Source organism: Embleya sp. NPDC005971 (genome assembly GCF_040629175.1).
GTDB lineage: Bacteria > Actinomycetota > Actinomycetes > Streptomycetales > Streptomycetaceae > Embleya.
This window is the reverse complement of the sequence record NZ_JBEXUX010000075.1, coordinates 14,809-34,177: the sequence shown is the minus strand read 5'-3', so window position 1 is coordinate 34,177 and position 19,369 is coordinate 14,809. Positions and strand designations below refer to the sequence as shown.

Genomic DNA, 19,369 nt, shown 5'->3' with positions numbered 1-19,369 from the left:
CATCATGCGGATGATCACACTCGACGGACGAGCAAGCCTCCTCGTCCCGGCCCACGAAGGCGCCGGCGACGCGACGATCGACGTGCACACGGCAAGCGCGGGCCGGTTTCCGGCCGAACCGGATTCGCTCTTCGAGCAGTGGGACACGTTTCGCGCCTGGGCGGACACGGTCGACCCCGCGAGCGCGGTGCCCCTGGGCGACCGCCGGGTCGGGCCGCCGGTGGCGCGTCCTCGGCAGGTGTTCGCGATCGGGGCCAACTACCACGAACACGCCGACGAGGCGGGCATCGAGGCACCGGCCGACCCGCTGGTGTTCGGCAAGTTCGTCGGCTGCCTGACCGGCCCGCACGACCCGGTGACGCTGCCGAGCGAGGCGGTGGACTGGGAGGTGGAACTGGTCGTGGTGATCGGCCGACGCGCCGACCACGTCGCGGTCGCGGACGGCTGGGCCCATGTCGCGGGCCTGACGGTCGGGCAGGATCTGTCCGAGCGGGCCGTGCAGTTCAGCCTGCCGGTGCTGCAACTCGCCCTGGCCAAGTCGTATCCGGGATTCGGCCCGATCGGCCCCGTGCTGGTGACTCCCGACGAATTCGACGATCCCGACGACCTCGGCATCGCTTGCTCGATCGGCGACGAGGTGCTCCAGGCCGACCGGACGGCCCGGATGATCTTCCCGGTCGCCGAACTCGTCTCCAGGCTCTCGATGTTCTGCCCGCTGCTCCCCGGCGACCTGATCTTCACCGGCACCCCCGCCGGGGTGGGCGCGGCCCGGACCCCACCCAGGTTCCTGCGCCCGGGGGAGACCCTGGTCAGCCGCATCGAGGGCATCGGCGAGCTACGCAATCCACTGATCGCCCGGCAGCCGGCCCGATGACCCTCGACCGATACCCCGAGCCGACCACCGCCCGCCCGTCGCCGGACCGGGAAAGCGTCGAGGCCGCGAACATCACCGCGTTCGCCCGGTGGCTCACGGCCGAGGGATACGCCGAACCGATGTCCGACTACAGGTCGCTACAGACCTGGTCGACGGAGCATCTGCCGGAATTCTGGGCCGCGGTCTGGGCCTGGTTCGACATCCGGGCGGCGAGCGTCGGTGCCGAGGTGCTCACCGACGACCCGATGCCGTACGCGCGTTGGTTCCCCGGCGCCACGCTCAATTACGTGGACCACGTCTTCCGGTACGCCACGCCCGACACGCCCGCCGTCGTCGAGGCGGGCGAGCCGGGGCCCGACCACGGCGGCACCGCCGTGCGCCGCGAACTCTCCTGGGCGGAGCTGCGTCGCCAGGTGGCGGCCGTCGCGGCGACCCTGCACGGGCTCGGCGTCGGCCGCGGCGACCGCGTGGTCGGCTACCTGCCCGACATCGCCGAGACGGTGATCGCGTTCCTGGCCACCGCGAGCCTGGGCGCGACCTGGTCGGTGTGCGGCCAGGACTACGCTCCGACCGCCGCCCGCGACCGCTTCGCGCAGCTCGACCCGGTCGTCCTGGTCACCGCGGACGGATACCGCCACGGGGGCAGGACGCAGGATCGCCGCTCGGCGGTGGCCCGGCTGCGCGCGGGCCTGCCGAACCTGCGTGCCACCATCGTGGTCGAGCGACTCGCGGACTCGGGGGAAGCCGCGGATCCTGCGGATCGCCCGGTCTCCGAGCAGACCCTGACCTGGGCCGAGGCGAGTGCCGGCGAGCACGTCCTGCGGCCCGTGGCCGTTCCGTTCGAGCACCCCCTGTGGATCCTGTTCTCCTCCGGCACCACGGGTCTGCCCAAAGGCATCGTGCACGGCCACGGAGGAGTCCTGCTGGAGCACCTCAAAACCCTTTCGCTGCACTTCGACCTGCGTCCGGGCGACCGCTTCCTCTGGTACACCACGCCGAGTTGGATGATGTGGAACCTCAAGGTCTCCGCGTTGCTCACGGGTGCGACGACGGTGTGCCACGACGGCAGTCCGACCCGGCCGAGTGCCGACGGGCTCTGGGCGGTGGCGGCCGACCTGGGCGTCACGGTCCTGGGCACCAGCCCGGCGTACCTGCTCGCCTGCGCCCGGGCCGACACCCGTCCCGGTATCGACCACGACCTGTCCCGGCTGCGGCTGCTCGGGTCCACCGGGGCGATCCTGCCCGCCTCGGCGCACCACTGGGTGGCCGAACACGTCTCGCCGCGTGTGCGGGTGGTCTCCACCACGGGCGGCACCGACGTGGTGACCGGCTTCGCGGGCGGCGTGCCGACCGTACCCGTCCGCGCCGGCGAGATCTCGGCGCCGTGTCTGGGCGTGGCCCTGGCGGCGTGGGACGGGTCCGGGCAGGCCGTGCTGGATCGACCCGGCGAACTCGTGATCACCAAACCGATGCCCTCGATGCCGGTGTCCTTCTGGGCCGACCCCGACGGATCCCGGTACCACCGCGCCTACTTCGCGACCCACCCGGGCGTGTGGACGCACGGGGACCGGATCACCGTCACCGCCCACGGCGGCATCCTCGTCCACGGCCGCTCCGACGCCACCTTGAATCGCAACGGCGTGCGCATGGGCAGCGCCGACATCTACCAGGCCGTCGAAGCACTCCCCGAGATCGTCGAGGCGCTCGTGGTCGGCGTGGACGGTCCGGACGGCGCCTACTGGATGCCGCTCTTCGTCACCCTCGCCGCGGGCGCCCGGCTCGACTCCGCCCTGCGGGCCCGCATCCACGCGGTGATCCGCGACGAGGTCTCCTCCCGTCACCTGCCCGACGACATCCACGCCGTCCCCGGCATCCCGCACACCCGCACCGGAAAGAAGCTCGAAATCCCGATCAAGCGCATCCTCCAGGGCACACCCATCGACGAGGCCGTGGACCCCGCCGGCGTGGACGAGCCCACACTCCTGGCCTGGTACCTCGGCCTGGCCGGTCGACACACCGGCCACCCCGACACCGACTGACCCCGGCCATTCCCCGACGACCCGGCCGGGGCACCGGCGTCGTCGGTCGCCCCGTCGGTCCCGCCCAAAGGTGGACACCGGCGGGGCGGTCCGTGGTCGGTCAATCGTCGTCGGCGCCGTGGTCCGTCCGGATGATCCGGTCGAGCACGGCTGCGGCCCGTTCCGGGTGTTCCTCCAGCCACCTGCCGAGGTGTTCCCGGACGGCCTGTTCGACGCAGCCGTGTACTTCCGGATTGCCGAGCATGCCGAGCGTGGCGCCCTCGAACTCGACACGGTCCAGTTTCACCGATACGACGGCCGTCAGGCCGGCGCAGATCCGGTCGGTGTCGAGGCCGGGGTCCGTTGCCTTGAGCAGCCGTCGCTTCCGTGCGTACGCGTCGACTGCGGCCACCACCCCGTGGCGGAAGCCCCCCGCGTGCGTGCCGTCGATGGTGGGCCGACTGTTGACGAAGCTCCGGACCTGTCCCTCGCGGGAGCCGTGCCAACGGAAGGCCACCTCCAGCACCCCCGCCATCCGCGGGTCCTCGTGCTCGAAGGCGATGACGTCCGTGGGCGCGGGCTCGGTCGGGTGGCCGTCGAGGAAGACAACGAAGTCCCGTGCCCCGCCCGGGAATCGGAACCGCTCCGACCGGGACGCGGCCGGGTCGCGCCGATCGTTCAGCGAGATGTCCAAACTCCGGTTCAGGAAGGCCAGTTCCCTGAAGCGCTCGGCCAGCCGATCGAACGAGTACGCTGCGGTCCCGAAGATATCGGTGTCGGGCCGGAAGGCAATGGCAGTCCCGCTACCGGTTGTTGCCCCCGCCTCGGTGAGCGGGGTGACGGCCACGCCGCGCGCGTACTCCTGGACCCAGCGCACTCCCTCGCGCCGTACCTCGGCCGTCATTCGGCGCGACAGGGCATTGACGACGGCGGGCCCCACGCCGCAGAAGCCGAGCGCCACGTCGCGGCGGTCGCCGGGTCTCGCCCCGACATGCATGCCGGTGAGCAGGGCTTCGAGCCCGGGACTGCCGGAGCCCTCCGCTCGGTCGAGGGGAACGCCCGGCCCGTCGTCGGCGACACACACGCCCCCGTCGGGCGTGAGAGTGATGTCGATGGAGCCGGAACGAGCGGCCAGGATCTCGTTCACCGCCCGATCGGCCACCTCGAACACCAAGTGGTGCAGGCCGCGTTCATCCGTCGAGCCGATGTACATCCCGGGCCGTTTCCGAACGGCTTCCCACCCCTCCAGCACCTGAATACCGGCGGCGTTGTACCTGATGGCTTCCCCACTCACGATGTTCCCTCCCAGGGTGTGCGGCGGAAGTCCCCAGCGTAGGCGAATCCCAGGAAAGGACCAGGTCGGAGCCGGTTTGCCGGAGGTGTGCAGAGGCTCGTCGGCGCCTGCCGGGAGGCGGTCGACCCCCACGGCCGCGATCGGCTTCGGAGGGCGGCCGAGGGGCCGTCGAGACCGTGTGCGGCACTGTTTCCGGCGGACACAGGGTCACCAATTTCGCGGTATCGCAGACCGGTCCCCAGCGTCCGTCCGCTTCACCGACGACCCGACGGGCCGACCGCGAGTGGGATTCCGGTGCGGTGGCTTTGTTCGACGGCTGCCGGCGAGTCGGCGCTGTCGGTGGCTTCGAGGGGGATCACCGCTTCGCTGGGGCCGGACGGTCCGAGGACCGGCCCGTCGAGCGGGGTGTGTCCCCAGGTGTGCGGGTCGGCCTGGGCGCTGCCGAAGGTGGACCAGGCGAGCCGGGCCCGGCCGGTCCGGTCCGGGGTGTCGGAGTCGTAGACCAGGACGTTCGCGCGCAGCGCGGCGGGGTTCACGGTGCCGGGCAGGGCGGACAGTGGAATCCTCACCTCGACGGTATAGCCGCGCGGGTGCGTGCCGGCGGCCCAGTGCAGGCCGGGGGCGGTGTCGGCGGCGGGGCCCTGGTGTTGGTCGGCGTCCCGGGCGGCGCAGGCCGGGCCTTCGGCGGTGAAGGGAAGGATCGCGGCCTTGAAGGTGGTGGAGGTGTCGTCGGCGTCGCCGCGCGGGTCGACGGCGATTTCGACGGAGTCGGTGCGCCAGTGCCGCTTGCAGTCCGCGGTCGGGAGCGCGGCCCCCTGTGCGTCGTCGGTGACCTCGACCGCGACATGGAGGTCGTCGGCGTGGCGGGAAAACCGCGCGACGGTGGAGCAGTCGGCGGGCGACGCGCACACCTCGCCCTGCCAGTGCGTCAGGGTGAGCGGTTCGCCGGGGTATTCCGCCGGTGTGGCGACACCGTCGACGGCGGGTGGCCGCGCCGTGGTCGGGACCGTGGTGGTCGGCGGGAGCGGATAGGCGGGTTGGGCGCGGTTGGCGAGCCAGGGCAGGCCGACCCGGGTGGCCCAGGCGCGGAAATCGTCGTACAGGGGCAGCAGTTCGCCCTGTTGTTCGACCGGGGCGGGGACGGGTTCACCGTTCTCGGCGAGGACGGAGAACCAGTCGCAGCCCAGCCGGTGGCGGGGCGTGTCGACCTCGGCGGGGATCGACGCGAAGCCCTGGGTGCGGTAGACGCGTTGGGCGTTGCGTTCCTGTTGGGCCCACGTGGTGCCGTGTCGGCGGGACAACGTGCCCTCCCACACGCCGAGTTGGTGCAGGCCGGTGGCCGGGTCGCGCACGTCGGCGGCGGCGCAGCCGGGCCCCGTGGGTCCGCGGAAGCCCCAGTTCTGGGTGAGCAATCGGGTCGGCTGCCAGGGCCGGTATCCCTCGTGGGTGACCTGGGTGGGGAACGCGGCGGGGTCGCCGGCCAGGCGGAACGCCTCGATGGTCAGGCGGCCGGCGAGCTGGTGGCCGCCGTGCTGGTCGAACGGGCGCGGGTCCATCGTCACCACGGTGGTGGGGGTGGTGGCGCGGATCAGCCGGACGAGCCGTTCGAGGGTGTCGGGGAGGCGGGGCGGGCCGTCCCAGACGCGGGCGGTCAGCGGCGCGGACAGGGTGTACCAGAAATCGGGTTTGTCGAGATGGAAGACGTTGCGGACGTCGGCGATCTCGACGGCTCGGCGTTCTTCCGTCTCGCGGACGAGGCCGAGGGCGGCACCCTCCTCCGGGCCGGCGGCGTTGCCGCCGCCTTCGCCGCGGGTGATGGTGGCGACGCCGACGCTGACGTGGTCGTCCTCGTTCCACTGCCCGAACGCGGCCAGGGACTGGTACTCGTCGTCCGGATGGGCGCCGACGAACAGCACGTCGTGGTGCGCCCGTTCCTCGATCGGCGGCGTCCCGTCCGCGAGAACCACCGCACCGGACAGGGCGGCGCCCACGCCCAATGCGGTGGCGGCGGCGAGCAGTGCGGCCCGCACCCGGCGCGGTCGCCGTGACGGGCGGTGGGCACGGGACGTGGTCATGCGATGTTCCTGACGAATCGGTCGGACGGGACGGTGACCGGACCGTCACGCGGGCCCCGGCTCCGGATGGGGCTGCGGCGGCCGGCCGTCGGGCCGAGCGAAGGAGTCCACTCAACCACTGCCGCCAACCACGTGTATCGATTCGCCGGGATGCCGCGTGCACACCACCCGCCCGGAGCAATTGCCCGCTCATCGCACGAACCGCGGTTGCATCCCGACTCCCCGACGGGTCGTAAGCCGCCGGCGACGGTGAACCGGACCGGCCCGCCCGATCGCGGTACCCGAACGGTAGGGACGCGCCCGGATACCGCCGAAGTCGGGGGCGACTCTCGAACCCGGGGTTGACGCTCGGGGCCGACGGCCCGGGGGATCCTGACGTCGGCGCCGCAATCGCGCGGCGCGGAATTCACGATCGACCGGGGGTACATCCGTGAGGAACACAAGGACCAGGTTGTCGGTGGCGGCGGTGACCGCCTTCACCGCGACGGTGCTGGCGCTGTCCGGTACGACGGCGGCCCACGCCGATGCGTCGGCCGCGCCGGCGGACGGCTCCGTCGCGCTTGCGGGGTCGGAGGACGCCATCAGCGGCAGCGGCGCCTGGCAGGACGACTGGAACAACGAGGGCGTCATCGCGACCAACTCCTACGCGAACAGCAACGTGGCCGCGATGTGGCAGCAGATCCTGTGGGCGGACGGTTTCCTCAACTGGGGGGACATCGACTGCCACTTCGGGAGCAAGACCAGGGACGCCACGGTGAAGTGGCAGCGGCACTGGAATGTGGACGACGACGGCAAGGTCGGCCGTGAGACCTTCACCAAGGCCGCCACCTTCCTCCGCGGCGTCCAGGGCGGCTTCCGTTACGTCGGGGTCGACGGCAAGTACATCAGCTTCTCGCGGTCCTCGAACGGCAAGTGGAACATGTCGATCAGCGGGGACTGGAAGACCGTCTGGTACGAGAAGTCCACGTTCGACAAGTGCACCTGACTCGACCGGGCCCACCGAGGCCGTGACGGTCCGCGACACTCTCGCCCGGCCGGGCGAGTGCGCGGGAACACCCGGGTGCACGCCGCGCCACGACGGCGGCGTGCAGCCGGACGGTGCGAGGCCACCTCGCCAACCGCTGGACACCACGCGGGCGTTCGTCCCTCGACAAGGCCACACTCGGTGTGTGCGAGGTCGGGACGTCGGTCCGGTCCGTGGGTACGGTGGTGGCCGTGGATCCATTCGATACGAACTGTGGGCGCTTCCCGCGTCGACGGTCGGATGACGCGGGGGCGAAGCATGGTTGTGGACGCTCGGATCGAACGGTCCCAGGACCTCTATCGGCGCAGTGTGATGGGGGGAGAGCACCCGGCGCTCGACCAGGCCGATGGTGAACTGGACGCGGTGGAGGCCGAGTTGGCCCTTGCGCGCGGACGTATCCGACACGGCCGGTTCCTGGCGCGGCGGGCCGGGGACGAGACCGAGGATCCGGCCGAACTGGCGGCCTTCGAGCGCGCGTTGGAGTTGTTCCGGGGATTGGGCGATGTGCGTGGTGAAGGCGAGTCGTTGTTCTGGATCGGTATCGTGCATCAGGTCGTACGACGCGACCACGACACGGCCGTACCCCTGCTCGAACGCGCCCGCGAACTCGCGGCGAGGGTCGGGGACCAAGAGACCCGGGCCGAGGCACTTCGGCACCTGGGCATCGCCGACCACGCCGCCGGTCGCCTGGTGTCGGCTCGGGAACACCTGACCGCGTCGTCCGAGATTCGCCGGGAGATCGGACTGCTCGACGGCGTCGCGTCGAACATGGTGGGCCTGGGCTACATCGCCGCCGCCGAGGGGCGCCACGACGACGCGGCGGCGATCCTGGCCGAGGCCCACACGCTGGCGCGGGCGCACGGGGCACACAACATCGTGCTCCAGATCGAGGAGGCCCAGGCGAACATCCGCTGACCGGGGCAACGGCCCGACCACGCGTTGCCGGGGTCGGGCCGTTGCGCTGCGCCGCCCGTTGCCCGGGACCCGACTCGCCGGGCCGATCCGCGCCGGGCGGGCCGTGGTGAAGAGCGGGCCCGAAAGATTCTTCGGGAAAACGCGTGACCCGATGTCGAGAACGGGAAGTCGACTCCGACCCACCCGTGAAAGCAACGCGCGCGAGCCCGGTCGAGCCTGTTCGAACGACATCGGCCGAGCCGAGCCGCGCGGATCCGCAGCGGGAAGGGCATCCGTCGGGGCGCCGACCGCTTCCGGACGGGGACCCGCCACCGTTGTCGTCAGCACAGGAGGAACACGTGACTCAGCTACTGAAAGTCCAGAATTTCAACATCTCGCAGGACGGCATCGGTGCCGGTGAGGATCAGAGCCTCGAGCATCCGTTCGGTCACGTCGATCCCGCACGGCTGTTCGCCTGGGCCGGTGCCACGGCGAGCTGGCCCATGCGTACCGACCCGGGAGGCAGTCGAGGTCTGGACGACTACCTCACGCGGGACTACAACCACAACATCGGTGCCGAGATCATGGGCCGCAACAAGTTCGGGCCGCAGCGCGGGCCCTGGCAGGACTACGAGTGGCGTGGCTGGTGGGGCGACGAACCCCCTTTCCGCACCCCGGTGTTCGTCATGACCCACCACACGCGTCCGTCCTTCTCGCTCTCCGACACCACGTTCCACTTCGTCGACGCCGACCCGGCCACCGTCCTCGAACAGGCGCGGGAGGCGGCGCAGGGCAAGGACGTGCGACTCGGCGGCGGGGTCACCGTCATCCGGGAGTTCCTCGACGCCGACCTCGTCGACACCATGCACGTGGTGGTCTCGCCGGTGAAACTCGGCTCCGGACTACGCCTGTGGGGATCCCCCGACGAGTTGCTCGACCGGTTCCATCTGGAGGTCGTGCCCAGCCCGAGCGGCGTCTCCCACCACCTGTTCTGGCGAAAGTGACACAACCCCCTGCACGCGTACCGCCCGGAAGCCGCGACGCGGCCCCGGGCGGTACGCGGCTCGACACTTCGGGGTATAGCCCGGTTTCGATCAAGAGGGCTTCGTCGTCGCGGAGTCGTCGGACCCATGTTGCATCGGAGGAGGTGAACGCGGCGCGGCACAGCGCGCGTTCGGGGTGGTCCTCCTCGCGGCCGTCGATCGCCTGGGAGTATGCGTTGTCGGGGTCGGTCGGACGCCTCGGACAAACCGGCGGCCACCAGCACCAGGCCGAATGGAACGGGACCACACCCCGACGGCACCCCCCGGGGGTTCGGTGCACGGCCCGCGCCCATACGGTGGGCGGATGACGTCGATCAGGCAGTTTCAGGTCACCTTCGACTGCGCGGAACCCGAGCGCCTCGCTCGTTTCTGGTGCGAGGTGTTGGGGTACGTCGTACCGTCGCCGCCGCAGGGGTTTGCCACTTGGGACGATTTCAATCGCTCGCTGCCCCCCGAGCAGCGGGATTCGTCATTCTCCTGTGCCGATCCCTCGGGTGTGGGTGCGCGGTTGTACTTCCAGCGCGTTCCCGAAGGCAAGGTCGTCAAGAATCGGGTGCATCTCGACGTGCGGGTCGGCACCGGACTCGTGGGTGCGGAGCGCCTGGCCGCACTCGAGGCCGAGTGCGCACGACTGGTCCCGCTCGGCGCGGTCCGGGTGCAGCTACTGGTTGCCGATGAGCACAACGAGTCGTGCCTCGTGATGCAGGACATCGAGGGCAACGAGTTCTGTCTCGACTGAGCGCCCGGCCCGGATGCCCGGGGCCTCGACCGGCACCGCGCCCCCGGCGTCCGTGGTGACGCTCACCCCGATCGTGGCACGAGGTCGGGATGCGGCAGGGCCGTGGGGGCCTCGCCGGGGCGTGCGGTGTGGGCGACGAGGTGGTCCGCCACGTGGCGCAGGTCGCGGCGGTGGGCGAAGGCCGCGCGTTGGCGTTCGGCACCGCCGCCCGCGCTCGCCTGACGGTCGAGGACCGCAGTCACCGTCGGGAGTTCGCCGAGCGCCTCGATCACCGGCAGGGCGTGGTCGCGCAGTCGCCGGACCAGGGTCGCGGCGGGCAGCAGTCGCCCGCTGCACGGGTCCAGGCCGTGGCCGGACCATCCGTCCCGGGCGGAACGCCAGTAAGCGGCCCGCAGCACCGGCTCCGCCAACGGCGGGCCCGGGTCCCCGCGCCGTACACGTTCCAGGGCGCGAAGGACCAGGGCCCGGACCAGCACGGCCAGTGCGGCGGTCTCGTCGACATCGGCGGTGACGTCCATCGCGCGGATCTCGACGGTCGGCAGGTGCGCACACGGACGCACGTCCCAGAACAGCGTGCGCTCGCCCAGGGCCGCCCCGCTCTCGCGCAGTGTGTCGGCGAGCTGATCGTGGTGTTCGAGCGAGAAGAAGTACGGCGGCGGCCCGGACACCGGCCACCGCGCTCCCGCGATCGTGCGCCAACTCGCGTATCCGCTGTCCCGGCCCGCCCAGAACGGCGAGTTCGCCGCCATCGCCACCAGGGTCGGCAGCCAGGGTCGCAGGTGGTTGGAGACCAGCACCGCGTGCTCGCGGTCGGGCACGTGGACGTGGACGTGCAGGGCGCACAGCGCGTAGGTGTCGTTCAGCGCGCGAAACTCCTCCAGACCGTCGCGGTAGCGCGGATCGGGGCGAATGGGTACCGGCTCGCGCGCCCCCAGGATCGGGGTGCCCGACGCGGCCACCGCCAAGCCCTCGGCGCCCGCCGCGTGCACCACGGCGGCGCGCATCCGGGCCAGATGGAACGCCAGTTCGCCCAGACCGGCGCACGGTGGGGTCTTGGCCTCGATCTGGTACTCGGTCAATTCGCCCGAGACCAGGTCGCCGAGCGTGCCCCGGGCCCGGGCCAGGACGCGCGAGCCGCCGGTCGCGACGGTGCCGTCGGCGGGGTCGACGAGGAAGTACTCCTCCTCGACACCCATAGTGGGACCGTCCGTGGTTGCCGCCATCTCGTGTGCCGTCCCTTCGCCCGGACGCCCGCGCTGCGCCATGCGCCGCGGACCCGTGTTCGGCGAGACGGTGCCCCCTGGCGTCGTGGTCGACACGAAGACCACCGATCCGGCCCATGTTCACCCGACCGCGTCCGCCGGCATGCCCCGACGACGGCCGCATCGCATGCTGGTCGGAGCGACGACCCCTTTCCCGACCCGAAGGCGTGCGATGACGAACGTGCACACGTCGACGAGCCCGTCCGAGCCCGCCGGCCGCGACGCCACGCCGAAGGACCTGCTGCGGGTCGCGGACCTGGAGCCGACCGCGCTGGTCGACATCCTGGAACTGGCACGGAGAATGAAACAGGACCCCCTCGGCTGGCAGGACACCCTGCGCGGCGGCGCCGTGGGCTGCGTCTTCGAGAAGCCCTCGACCCGTACCCGTGTCTCGCTCGCCGTCGCCGCCCACCGGCTGGGCATGACCGCCGTGCTGCTGAGCCGAGAAGAGATGCAACTCGGACACGGTGAGTCCGTCGCGGACACCGCCCGGGTGCTCTCCTCCTACCTCGACGCCGTCACCGTGCGCACCCACGGGCACGACGTGGTCGAGGAACTCGCCGACCACGCCTCGATCCCGGTCGTCAACGCCCTGTCGAACACGCACCACCCGTGCCAGTCGCTCGCCGATCTCCTGGCCCTCACCGAGCACTTCGGCAGCCTCCGCGGACTGACCGCGGCATTCGTCGGCGACGCCCGAGGCAACACCTGCAACTCGTTCACGGAGGCGTGCGCCGCCACCGGAATGCACCTGAACATCGCCCACCCGCCCGGGTACGACCCCGACCCGGACGTCCTGGCCCGGGCCCGCGCGACGATGCGGACGACCGGCGGCTCCGTCAACGTGGTCATCGAGCCCGCGGAGGCGGTCCGCGGCGCCCGCGCGGTCTACGCCGAGGTGTGGGTCCCGATGGACAGGAAGAACGAAAGCGCGCTACGCGCCCGGGTGTTCGCGTCCTACCGGGTCGACCGCGAACTCCTTGCCCACGCCGACGCCGAGGCCACCGTCCTGCACTGCCTGCCGGCGGTACGCGGCGAGGAGATCACCTCCGACGTTCTCGACGGCCCCCGATGCCTCGCCTGGCGCCAAGCCGCGAACCGACTCCCCACCAGCCAAGCCGTCCTCCACACCCTCGTCACGGGCTCCCGGGCGCGCGGGTGAGGTGAACCGGCCCGCCCGGCTCCGCGGGGGTGGGCGGGCCGCGGTCCGAGCGAGGAGCGGGCACGCGGGTCACCCCGAAGGCGGCGTCACGGGCGATCCGGCTCGGTGGCCGCCCCGGATCCGGCCTCGTCGGTGGTCGCCGCGAACTCGCCGTTCCCGCGGGCGGCGCGGAGCCGTTCGAGGGCCTGCTCGCGGGCGGTGCGGCCGGGCTCGACGAGCAGCGCGGCGTCGTCGGCCAGGGACGTGGCGTCGGAGGTGGCGGCCCGGATGATCCGGGCCAGGTCTGCGGGCGGCGGAAGCGGCTTGTCCATGCGCGACATGGTCCCAGTACCGTCCGACGTCCACCACCGGATCCGGTGCACCGAAGGCCGCCCCTCCGGGTGCACCGATGCCGGAACCGACAGGGGCGTCCGCCCGCAGGTCGGATCGGCGCATGCCATGCACCCGAACGCGATCCGAACCGACCTGCGGAATCGGCCTTCCCCGGCGCTGTGTTCACGCCGTCGTCGACGCACTCACGCTCGCCGACCCACTGACGCACCAACGCTCGTCGACCCACTCACGAGCGTCGCCGTCCTCACGCCGGATACGGAGCGGCCCGGCGAGCCGAGCGCAGGGCCCCGGCCCACCACGCCAACTGCTCGAAGAGGGCTTTGGCGTACCCGGCCGCCTCGGGGTCGGTGGGGCTGCCGTCCTGCCATGCGGTGAAGTAGTTGGGGAACGCGAGGCCGTCGCGAATCGTCACCGCGTGCAGCTCGGAGAGCACGTTCTCCAGGTGCAGTACGGCGTGCCGGCCACCGGCCGCGCCGCCGTAGCTGACGAACGCGACGGGCTTGGCCGTCCACTGGGTGAAGTGCCAGTCGATGGCCGCCTTCAACGATGCCGGGTAACTGTGGTTGTACTCCGGGGTGACCAGGACGAACGCGTCGGCGTCCGCCAACGCCGAGGTCAGGGCCGCCATTCCGGCCGGGCGGGGGTAGTCGTCGCCGGTGAGCTTCGGCGACGCGGCGGGCAGGGACAGCGGGATGTCGATGTCGGCCAGGTCGACGATGTCGACGTCGAAACCGCCGTGCGCGTCGGCCTGGGCGGCGACCCACGAGGCGACGACCGGGCCGAACCGTCCTTCCCGGACGCTTCCGATGATGATCGCGAGCTTGTGCTTGTTCTCCATGCCCACCATCGTCGGGCCGCGCCGGGAGCACAACCAGACCGTGCTCGGGCCGGCCCCGACAGGGCCACCCTGCCGACCGCGCGCGGCAATCGCCCTATGCTCGGAGGCATGGGTACGCCGTTGGGGGACTTCATCCGCGCCAAGCGCGACAGCGTGCAGCGGGCCTCGCTGGGGATCACGGATCACGGCCGCCGCCGCGCGCCCGGGCTGCGCCGCTCGGACGTCGCCGCGCGCGCGGGTATCAGCGTCGAATACCTGACCCGCATCGAGCAGGGCCGCGACCGCAACCCCTCGGCCGCGGTGCTGAACGCGGTGGCCGACGCCCTGAGCCTCGACCCGGCGGAACGCAACCACCTGCGCTACCTCGCGAAGATCGTCTCGGGGGAGTGCCCCACCCACACCCGTCCGGCGCCACCGCCCCGCGATGTGCGTCCTACGGTCCTGGCGACCCTCCGCCTCCTCGAACCCGGCATCGCCCTGGTGACCAACCGAGTGGGCGACCTCCTGGCCTACACCGGTGCCTACGCATCGATCATGGCCGAAACGGGACTGCTCGACGGCGACGCCGCGAACCTCACGAGCTACGTTTTCACCGATTCCCGCGCCCGGACGTTCTTCGCCGATTGGGAAGACGTCGCCGACGAGCAGGCGTTCGACCTGTGGCTCGGCCCGTCCGCCGAGAACTTCCAGTGGCTCAGCGCGGAACTCGCGCCTGCGGCCGGCCCCGAGTTCACCCGGCGGATGAACCGCCAAGTCGTGCCACGACGCGGCGCCCTCAGGCTCAACCACCCCTCGGGAAGCGAACTCCGGCTGATCCGCGAGACACTCGAACTCCCCTCGGACGCCCAACAGTTGGTCGTCTTCCTCCCGGCGGACGAAAGCACGGCCCAGGCCGTCGACCAGCTCCGCCACCGCCCCGACAACCGCCTCCGCGCCATCTCCTGACCCGCCACCCTGGCACGTCCGGCCCGGTGGCAGCGGACGGCTGCGGTCCGCTGCCGGGGGCGGGGTGGTGCGTGACTACTGTGCGGGCAGGGGGGCGGTCGGGGTTTCGGGGGCCGGGGCCGGGGTTGGGGCGGTGGGCATGAGTCGTAGGGTGCGCACGGGTGCGAAGAGGAGCGGGACGCAGGAGAACAGGCCGGCGACGCCGACGATCCACAAGGTGGGGCGGACGCCGATCAGGCTGCCGAGCGTGCCGCCCAGGAGTGCGCCGAGCGGGATGAGTTGACGGCGAAAGCCTCGGTCGCCGCCGGTGCCTCCCGGTTGAGCTCGGTGAAGTGCAGCGTCGGCGGGACGGCGCCGTGCTCGACCGCGAGTGTCGCGGCGATCAGCCCGATCACGCCTGCGGCGGCGTCGTGCGCTCGGTTTCCCGAGCGCTTCCCGCCGCGCCTTCTCGGCCCACCATGTTGCTGCGATGGGGCCGCAGGGTGGTCCGGGTCGCTGCGCCGTTATTTCGGCTTGCTTTCTTCCGGTGAACATCCGATCGTCCGAGCGTAGGACGGGGCCCGTCGGGACAAGGATCGATCCGACCCGTTTTCCCAGTGACCCTGTGGAGGACCACTGTGCGCAAGAGGCTGATCGTCTCTGCCGCCGCCGGCGCGCTCGCCCTGCTCGTGTCCGTCCCCGCCTCCGCCTCCGCCGCCCAGGTGGGCCCGGGAGCGGCGGGTATCGGCGACCCCTACTACCCGACCGCCGGCAACGGCGGCTATGACGTCTCGCACTACGACATCCGGCTCAAGTACCAGCCTGCCACCGACGAGTTAGAGGGCACCACCACCATCCTGGCCACCGCGACCCAGGACCTCACCCGCTTCAACCTCGACTTCGTGCTCAAGGTGAAGGAGGTGCTGGTCAACGGCCGTACCGCCAAGTTCGCCGGCACCGGTGAGCACGAGCTGGAGATCACCCCCGCCCGGGTGATCGCCAAGGGCAGCCCGATCACCGTCGTCGTGCGCTACGCCGACAAGCCCGGGGAGGTCGAGCGCGGCGGCCAGTCGGCCTGGCTGCGTACCCCCGACGGCGGTGTCGCCGCCAACGAGCCGGAGGGCGCGGCCTGGTGGTATCCGAGCAACGACCACCCGACCGACAAGGCCACCTTCGACGTCTCGGTCCTGGTGCCCGACGGCACGCAGGTGATCAGCAACGGCACCTCGACCCAGAGTTCGCGCGCCGGCTGGACGCGCTACAACTACCGGCAGGCCAAGCCGCAGGCCACCTACCTGGCCACGCTGGCGATCGGCCGGTTCGACATCCGCACCGACACCACCCCGGGCGGCCTGCCCATCCTCACCGCGTACAGCAAGGACCTCGGTGCCAACGCCGGTGCGGCGCAGGCCAGTGTCGAGCGGACCGGCGAACTGGTCGACTGGCTGAGCGGCTACTTCGGCGCGTACCCGTTCGGCACGGTCGGGGGCTATGTGCCCAACGTGCCCACCGGGTACGCGTTGGAGACCCAGGGGCAGATCTTCTACAGCCCCGCGCAGTTCGCCCGGGGCGCCAACACCTCCGTCGTGGTACACGAGTTGGCGCACCAGTGGTACGGGGACAGCGTGTCCGTGCAGCGCTGGAGCGACATCTGGCTTAACGAGGGCTTCGCCCGGTACTCGCAGTGGTTGTGGTCCGAGCACGAGAACGAGGGCACGGCCCAGGAGTTGGCCGACTACGTCTACAACCTCTACCCGGCCGAGGACGCGTTCTGGACCGTCAAGCCGGGCGACCCGGGCGCGGACCACCAGTTCGCCGGCGCGGTCTACGACCGGGGCGCGGTGGCGGTGCAGGCGCTGCGCAACGCCGTCGGGGACGAGACGTTCTTCCGGATCCTGAAGGGGTGGCCGACCGAGCGCAAGTACGGCAACGCCACCATCCAGGACTTCCAGGCGTACGCGGAACGGATCTCCGGCAAGCCGCTGGGCGAGCTGCTGAACACCTGGCTGTTCACGGCGGCGAAGCCGGCAGCGGGGTCGGCCGGTGTGGTGGCGCCGAGCCCGGCGAGGAGCGCCGCGGCGGACGTGCTGCCGGAGCCGAAGTCCTGGAAGAAGATCCAGGAGACCAACACGGTGCACGAGCACCGGGATTGACGGTTCGTTCGATGCGTTCGGTTCGTCCGATGCGTTCGGTTCGTTCGGTTCGTTCGAGGTGAACTCCCGAACGGTCCGGCCGTCCGTGGGTGAGGGGCCGGCCGGGCCGTTCGGTGCGCTTCGCGGTGGAGCGATTCGGCCACGCCGGGGGCGAGGGTCGTCCGGCCGGCCCGCGTCGGCTCGGCCGGGTGTCGTCGACCCGGGGCGGCCGGTTCGCCGAACTCCGGCTATGGTCCCGCCATGGCCGTTCCCGAGATCATCCCCATCGCATATGAGCCGGACTACCGGACCGACACGATCGGCCGATTCGCGGACGGCCAATTCCTCGCCTCGATCACCTACGCCTTCCCCGAGGGATATCGCCACGGCGAAGGCTGGGAGGACGCCAAACGCCTTTACGTCGTCCTGCACCGGTTCGACGTCGAGGGTCACCACGTCGACTCCGATATCCGGTGCGCGGGAACCTGGCGCGAACAGCAGCGACAGCACGGCGATCCGGACTCGGTCCTGGCCCGCGCCGAAGCCCGGATGGCGGAGCTGTTGGACACCCTGCCTCGTCGAGAGTTCCGGAGCATCGGCATCCGGCCCTTTCAACTGATCGTCGACGACGTGCTGTTCGGGTTGGTCATCTCGCAACACGGCGGGCACGAGGACGAAGACGACTGGGCCGAGCTCCACCCCGACGGCCTCGGCTTCTGCGACCCCTGGAACGGCGAGTACTCGACCTGATCACCGGATCGACGGGCCGGGCGCTCCTCGTCATCGTCCCGACGTTCGCCACCATCGGTGTGGTCCCGATGTCCGGTCGACGCCGAAACCCCTTCCCAGGCAACGGACTTACCGCGCAACGGCCGGTCGGCACCCGTCTCTCACCACGCGACCACGATCGCAACGACGAGCCCTGCGCCGCTGCCGGCGATCACGGCGTAGAGGCCCCAGTGCCACTGCTCGTGGAACGTGATCGTGGGGGGCATCAGGTAGTTGCCCTCGACGTACCTGACCAGGGAGCGGTGCGTGGCGTACTGCGCGATCAGCACGCCGAGCCCGCCGATCAGCAGCAGGGACGTGAGTATCGTGCCGACCAGGCCCAGATGGCCGGTGATGCTCTCGACCAGCCCGCCGACGAACGCGAACACGGCCATCGCGACCCACGCCACGAGCAGGGCCGCCATGATCGCGCCGGCCACGGTGAAGAGCACCCTGGCGGCCTGCCCGACTTCACGCGCCGCACAGGCGACGCCGCCGACCGCGAGCAGGGCCGCGACGGCGATGGCGATCGTCCAGCCGTTCGTGATCGCGACGGCGTAGAGGCGGACGGCAACCCAGGTGACGACCTCGGCCGCGATGACGGCACCGCCCGCCACGCCGAGGTATCGAGCCGCCTCCTCGTCGGCGAACGCGCAGCCGGCGGCCGCGACCAGCAAGAGTCCCCCGATGGTGGTCCATGTGGTCCAGACCGTGGCGGTCGCTGCGGTGTAGGCCGGTACGACGACTTCGATGCCCAGCACGACGACGAGCACCGGCACCGCGACGAGCAGCCCGGCGAGGGCCGCCGCACGTCGAACCGGCGCGTCGAGTCGTATGAGGACGGCGACTACGACGCCCGCGAGCAGGACGCCTGCGGCAATGCCGTACGCCTGCGCGGACGGGCCGCCCGGCAGCGCGACGTCGAAGGAAACGTTGCCGACCCGGACCAGCACGGCCGCACCCGCCGCGATCAGCGCGAGCATGGCCAGGGCCACGGCGATCAGCCCCGCGCCGACCATGTCCGCGTCGTCCTCGCGCAGTCCCCGGGCCAGAACCGACGCGCCGGCGGCGGCCAGGAGCGCGAGCGCGGCCGACAACCCGCCGACCAGGGCGGACGCGTTGTCATGTGCCTCGGTGCGCAGCGTGAGCACGAGCAACTGGAACATCGCGAGCGCGTAAGCGATTTGCGCGACGGCCTGGAGCTTGGACTCCAGGACCGTCCACGCCAGTTTCCGCGCGACGCCCTTGGCGATCTTCGCCCCGTCCTCGGCCGCCGTGCGCTTGACGTGATCGCCGGGTGTGCCGCTCGGTTTCGCCTTCTTGCTCCACGCACCGAGCGCGATGGCGAGCGCCGCGTAGACGGCGACGGCGGCGAGCACGAACAGCTCGTATCCGCGCGGCTGTCCCGAACCGTCGGCCGCCTCCCGGGCAGCCCACGCACAGGCCAGCAGCGTCGCGGAGACGAGCCAATGCTGGATTTGCGAGCGGACCATCGTCCGCATGACGAGTACGATCATGACCCCGCCCCCCGCGTGGCCCGCCCCCGAGCCCACGCCGAAACGCCGTCGCCGAGGCACACTCCCCGCACCCCGACCGCTCTCCCAGGCTAGGCGCACACCGCGACCAAGCGCCGGAAACTCCCCCAACCGACCACGATTTCCCCCCGCAACCGGCAAGTCGTGGGGATCGACCAGCGATACATCCGGATGGGCGGTATCGGCGGGGCACTTGGGTGCCCCCGCTCGGACGAGTTGGTCGGTCCCGACGGGATCGGCCGACGAACGCGGTTCGAGCACGGAACGATCTACTGGCGCCTGGCCGGTGTGGGGAGCAATCGGCGACTACTGGTGCAACACCCTTGGGTGCGAGGCGGGATGGGCGCGCTACCCCACCGGCTTATCAGTACACGGTGGGCAATGAGACCCGCCGGAACTTCCAGTGCACGGTGATTCACTTCAAGGACCATGGCGGAGGGGCGACGCAGACCTG

At 71.3% G+C, this 19,369-nt stretch carries 17 protein-coding genes and 1 pseudogene; 11 read left to right on the top strand and 7 right to left on the bottom strand.

Annotated features, from left to right (window positions below; all coding sequences use genetic code 11):
* Positions 1 to 4: 4 nt before the first annotated feature.
* Together ABZ374_RS40705 and ABZ374_RS40700 are read left to right on the top strand one after the other, a co-directional pair.
* Positions 5 to 874, top strand: coding sequence for a fumarylacetoacetate hydrolase family protein (locus ABZ374_RS40705; RefSeq protein WP_360322000.1), 870 nt, complete (start codon positions 5 to 7; stop codon positions 872 to 874).
* Positions 871 to 2,913: an acetoacetate--CoA ligase gene (locus ABZ374_RS40700; protein ID WP_360321997.1), complete on the top strand. Its 2,043-nt coding sequence runs from the start codon at positions 871 to 873 to the stop codon at positions 2,911 to 2,913. Before ABZ374_RS40705 ends, ABZ374_RS40700 begins: the two co-directional genes overlap by 4 nt.
* Positions 2,914 to 3,013: 100 nt before the next feature.
* On the opposite strand, the gene ABZ374_RS40695 is transcribed toward ABZ374_RS40700, so the two are convergent.
* Both ABZ374_RS40695 and ABZ374_RS40690 read right to left on the bottom strand, forming a co-directional pair.
* The gene (locus ABZ374_RS40695) at positions 3,014 to 4,186 is read right to left on the bottom strand and encodes an ATP-binding protein (RefSeq protein ID WP_360321995.1); all 1,173 of its coding nucleotides are present in this window, start codon (positions 4,184 to 4,186) and stop codon (positions 3,014 to 3,016) included.
* Between the two features lie 254 nt (positions 4,187 to 4,440).
* On the bottom strand, positions 4,441 to 6,261 hold the full coding sequence (locus tag ABZ374_RS40690) for a sugar-binding protein (protein WP_360321992.1): 1,821 nt from the start codon (positions 6,259 to 6,261) through the stop codon (positions 4,441 to 4,443).
* Positions 6,262 to 6,691: 430 nt separating this feature from the next.
* Between ABZ374_RS40690 and ABZ374_RS40685 the strand changes: the two genes are divergently transcribed.
* The 4 genes from ABZ374_RS40685 (at position 6,692) to ABZ374_RS40670 (ending at position 9,961) form a co-directional block, all read left to right on the top strand.
* Positions 6,692 to 7,246, top strand: coding sequence for a peptidoglycan-binding domain-containing protein (locus tag ABZ374_RS40685; protein ID WP_360321989.1), 555 nt, complete (start codon positions 6,692 to 6,694; stop codon positions 7,244 to 7,246).
* A gap of 297 nt (positions 7,247 to 7,543) precedes the next feature.
* On the top strand, positions 7,544 to 8,200 hold the full coding sequence (locus tag ABZ374_RS40680) for a tetratricopeptide repeat protein (RefSeq protein ID WP_360321986.1): 657 nt from the start codon (positions 7,544 to 7,546) through the stop codon (positions 8,198 to 8,200).
* Positions 8,201 to 8,538: 338 nt separating this feature from the next.
* Positions 8,539 to 9,183 carry a dihydrofolate reductase family protein gene (locus ABZ374_RS40675; RefSeq protein WP_360321983.1) on the top strand — a complete coding sequence of 215 codons (645 nt, stop codon included), beginning with the start codon at positions 8,539 to 8,541 and terminating at the stop codon, positions 9,181 to 9,183.
* Positions 9,184 to 9,526: 343 nt separating this feature from the next.
* Positions 9,527 to 9,961 carry a VOC family protein gene (locus ABZ374_RS40670; RefSeq protein ID WP_360321980.1) on the top strand — a complete coding sequence of 145 codons (435 nt, stop codon included), beginning with the start codon at positions 9,527 to 9,529 and terminating at the stop codon, positions 9,959 to 9,961.
* A gap of 62 nt (positions 9,962 to 10,023) precedes the next feature.
* Here the strand turns inward: ABZ374_RS40670 and ABZ374_RS40665 are convergent, their stop codons facing one another.
* Entirely contained in the window at positions 10,024 to 11,157 is a 1,134-nt protein-coding gene (locus ABZ374_RS40665) for a glutamate--cysteine ligase (protein WP_360321977.1), read from the bottom strand.
* A 238-nt stretch (positions 11,158 to 11,395) separates the two neighbouring features.
* On the opposite strand from ABZ374_RS40665, the gene argF reads away from it, so the two are divergent.
* Positions 11,396 to 12,385 (top strand): ornithine carbamoyltransferase, encoded by a 990-nt coding sequence (gene argF / locus ABZ374_RS40660; RefSeq protein WP_360321974.1) that lies wholly within the window; start codon positions 11,396 to 11,398, stop codon positions 12,383 to 12,385.
* A gap of 86 nt (positions 12,386 to 12,471) precedes the next feature.
* Here the strand turns inward: argF and ABZ374_RS40655 are convergent, their stop codons facing one another.
* The gene (locus ABZ374_RS40655; RefSeq protein WP_360321971.1) at positions 12,472 to 12,696 is read right to left on the bottom strand and encodes a hypothetical protein; all 225 of its coding nucleotides are present in this window, start codon (positions 12,694 to 12,696) and stop codon (positions 12,472 to 12,474) included.
* Positions 12,697 to 12,962: 266 nt separating this feature from the next.
* The gene (locus ABZ374_RS40650) at positions 12,963 to 13,556 is read right to left on the bottom strand and encodes an NAD(P)H-dependent oxidoreductase (protein ID WP_360321968.1); all 594 of its coding nucleotides are present in this window, start codon (positions 13,554 to 13,556) and stop codon (positions 12,963 to 12,965) included.
* Positions 13,557 to 13,664: 108 nt separating this feature from the next.
* Between ABZ374_RS40650 and ABZ374_RS40645 the strand changes: the two genes are divergently transcribed.
* Positions 13,665 to 14,501 carry a helix-turn-helix transcriptional regulator gene (locus ABZ374_RS40645; RefSeq protein WP_360321965.1) on the top strand — a complete coding sequence of 279 codons (837 nt, stop codon included), beginning with the start codon at positions 13,665 to 13,667 and terminating at the stop codon, positions 14,499 to 14,501.
* 233 nt (positions 14,502 to 14,734) lie between these two features.
* Here ABZ374_RS40645 and ABZ374_RS40640 read toward each other — a convergent pair.
* Positions 14,735 to 14,899, bottom strand: a pseudogene (locus ABZ374_RS40640) (hypothetical protein); the annotation flags it as partial.
* Between the two features lie 219 nt (positions 14,900 to 15,118).
* Between ABZ374_RS40640 and ABZ374_RS40635 the strand changes: the two are divergent.
* Together ABZ374_RS40635 and ABZ374_RS40630 are read left to right on the top strand one after the other, a co-directional pair.
* Entirely contained in the window at positions 15,119 to 16,633 is a 1,515-nt protein-coding gene (locus ABZ374_RS40635) for a M1 family metallopeptidase (RefSeq protein ID WP_360321962.1), read from the top strand.
* A 240-nt stretch (positions 16,634 to 16,873) separates the two neighbouring features.
* Positions 16,874 to 17,362, top strand: coding sequence for a hypothetical protein (locus tag ABZ374_RS40630; RefSeq protein WP_360321959.1), 489 nt, complete (start codon positions 16,874 to 16,876; stop codon positions 17,360 to 17,362).
* Between the two features lie 140 nt (positions 17,363 to 17,502).
* Here ABZ374_RS40630 and ABZ374_RS40625 read toward each other — a convergent pair whose 3' ends face one another.
* The gene (locus tag ABZ374_RS40625) at positions 17,503 to 18,897 is read right to left on the bottom strand and encodes a hypothetical protein (protein ID WP_360321956.1); all 1,395 of its coding nucleotides are present in this window, start codon (positions 18,895 to 18,897) and stop codon (positions 17,503 to 17,505) included.
* A gap of 189 nt (positions 18,898 to 19,086) precedes the next feature.
* On the opposite strand from ABZ374_RS40625, the gene ABZ374_RS40620 reads away from it, so the two are divergent.
* Positions 19,087 to 19,329 (top strand): hypothetical protein, encoded by a 243-nt coding sequence (locus tag ABZ374_RS40620; protein WP_360322026.1) that lies wholly within the window; start codon positions 19,087 to 19,089, stop codon positions 19,327 to 19,329.
* The last annotated feature ends 40 nt before the right edge of the window (positions 19,330 to 19,369 follow it).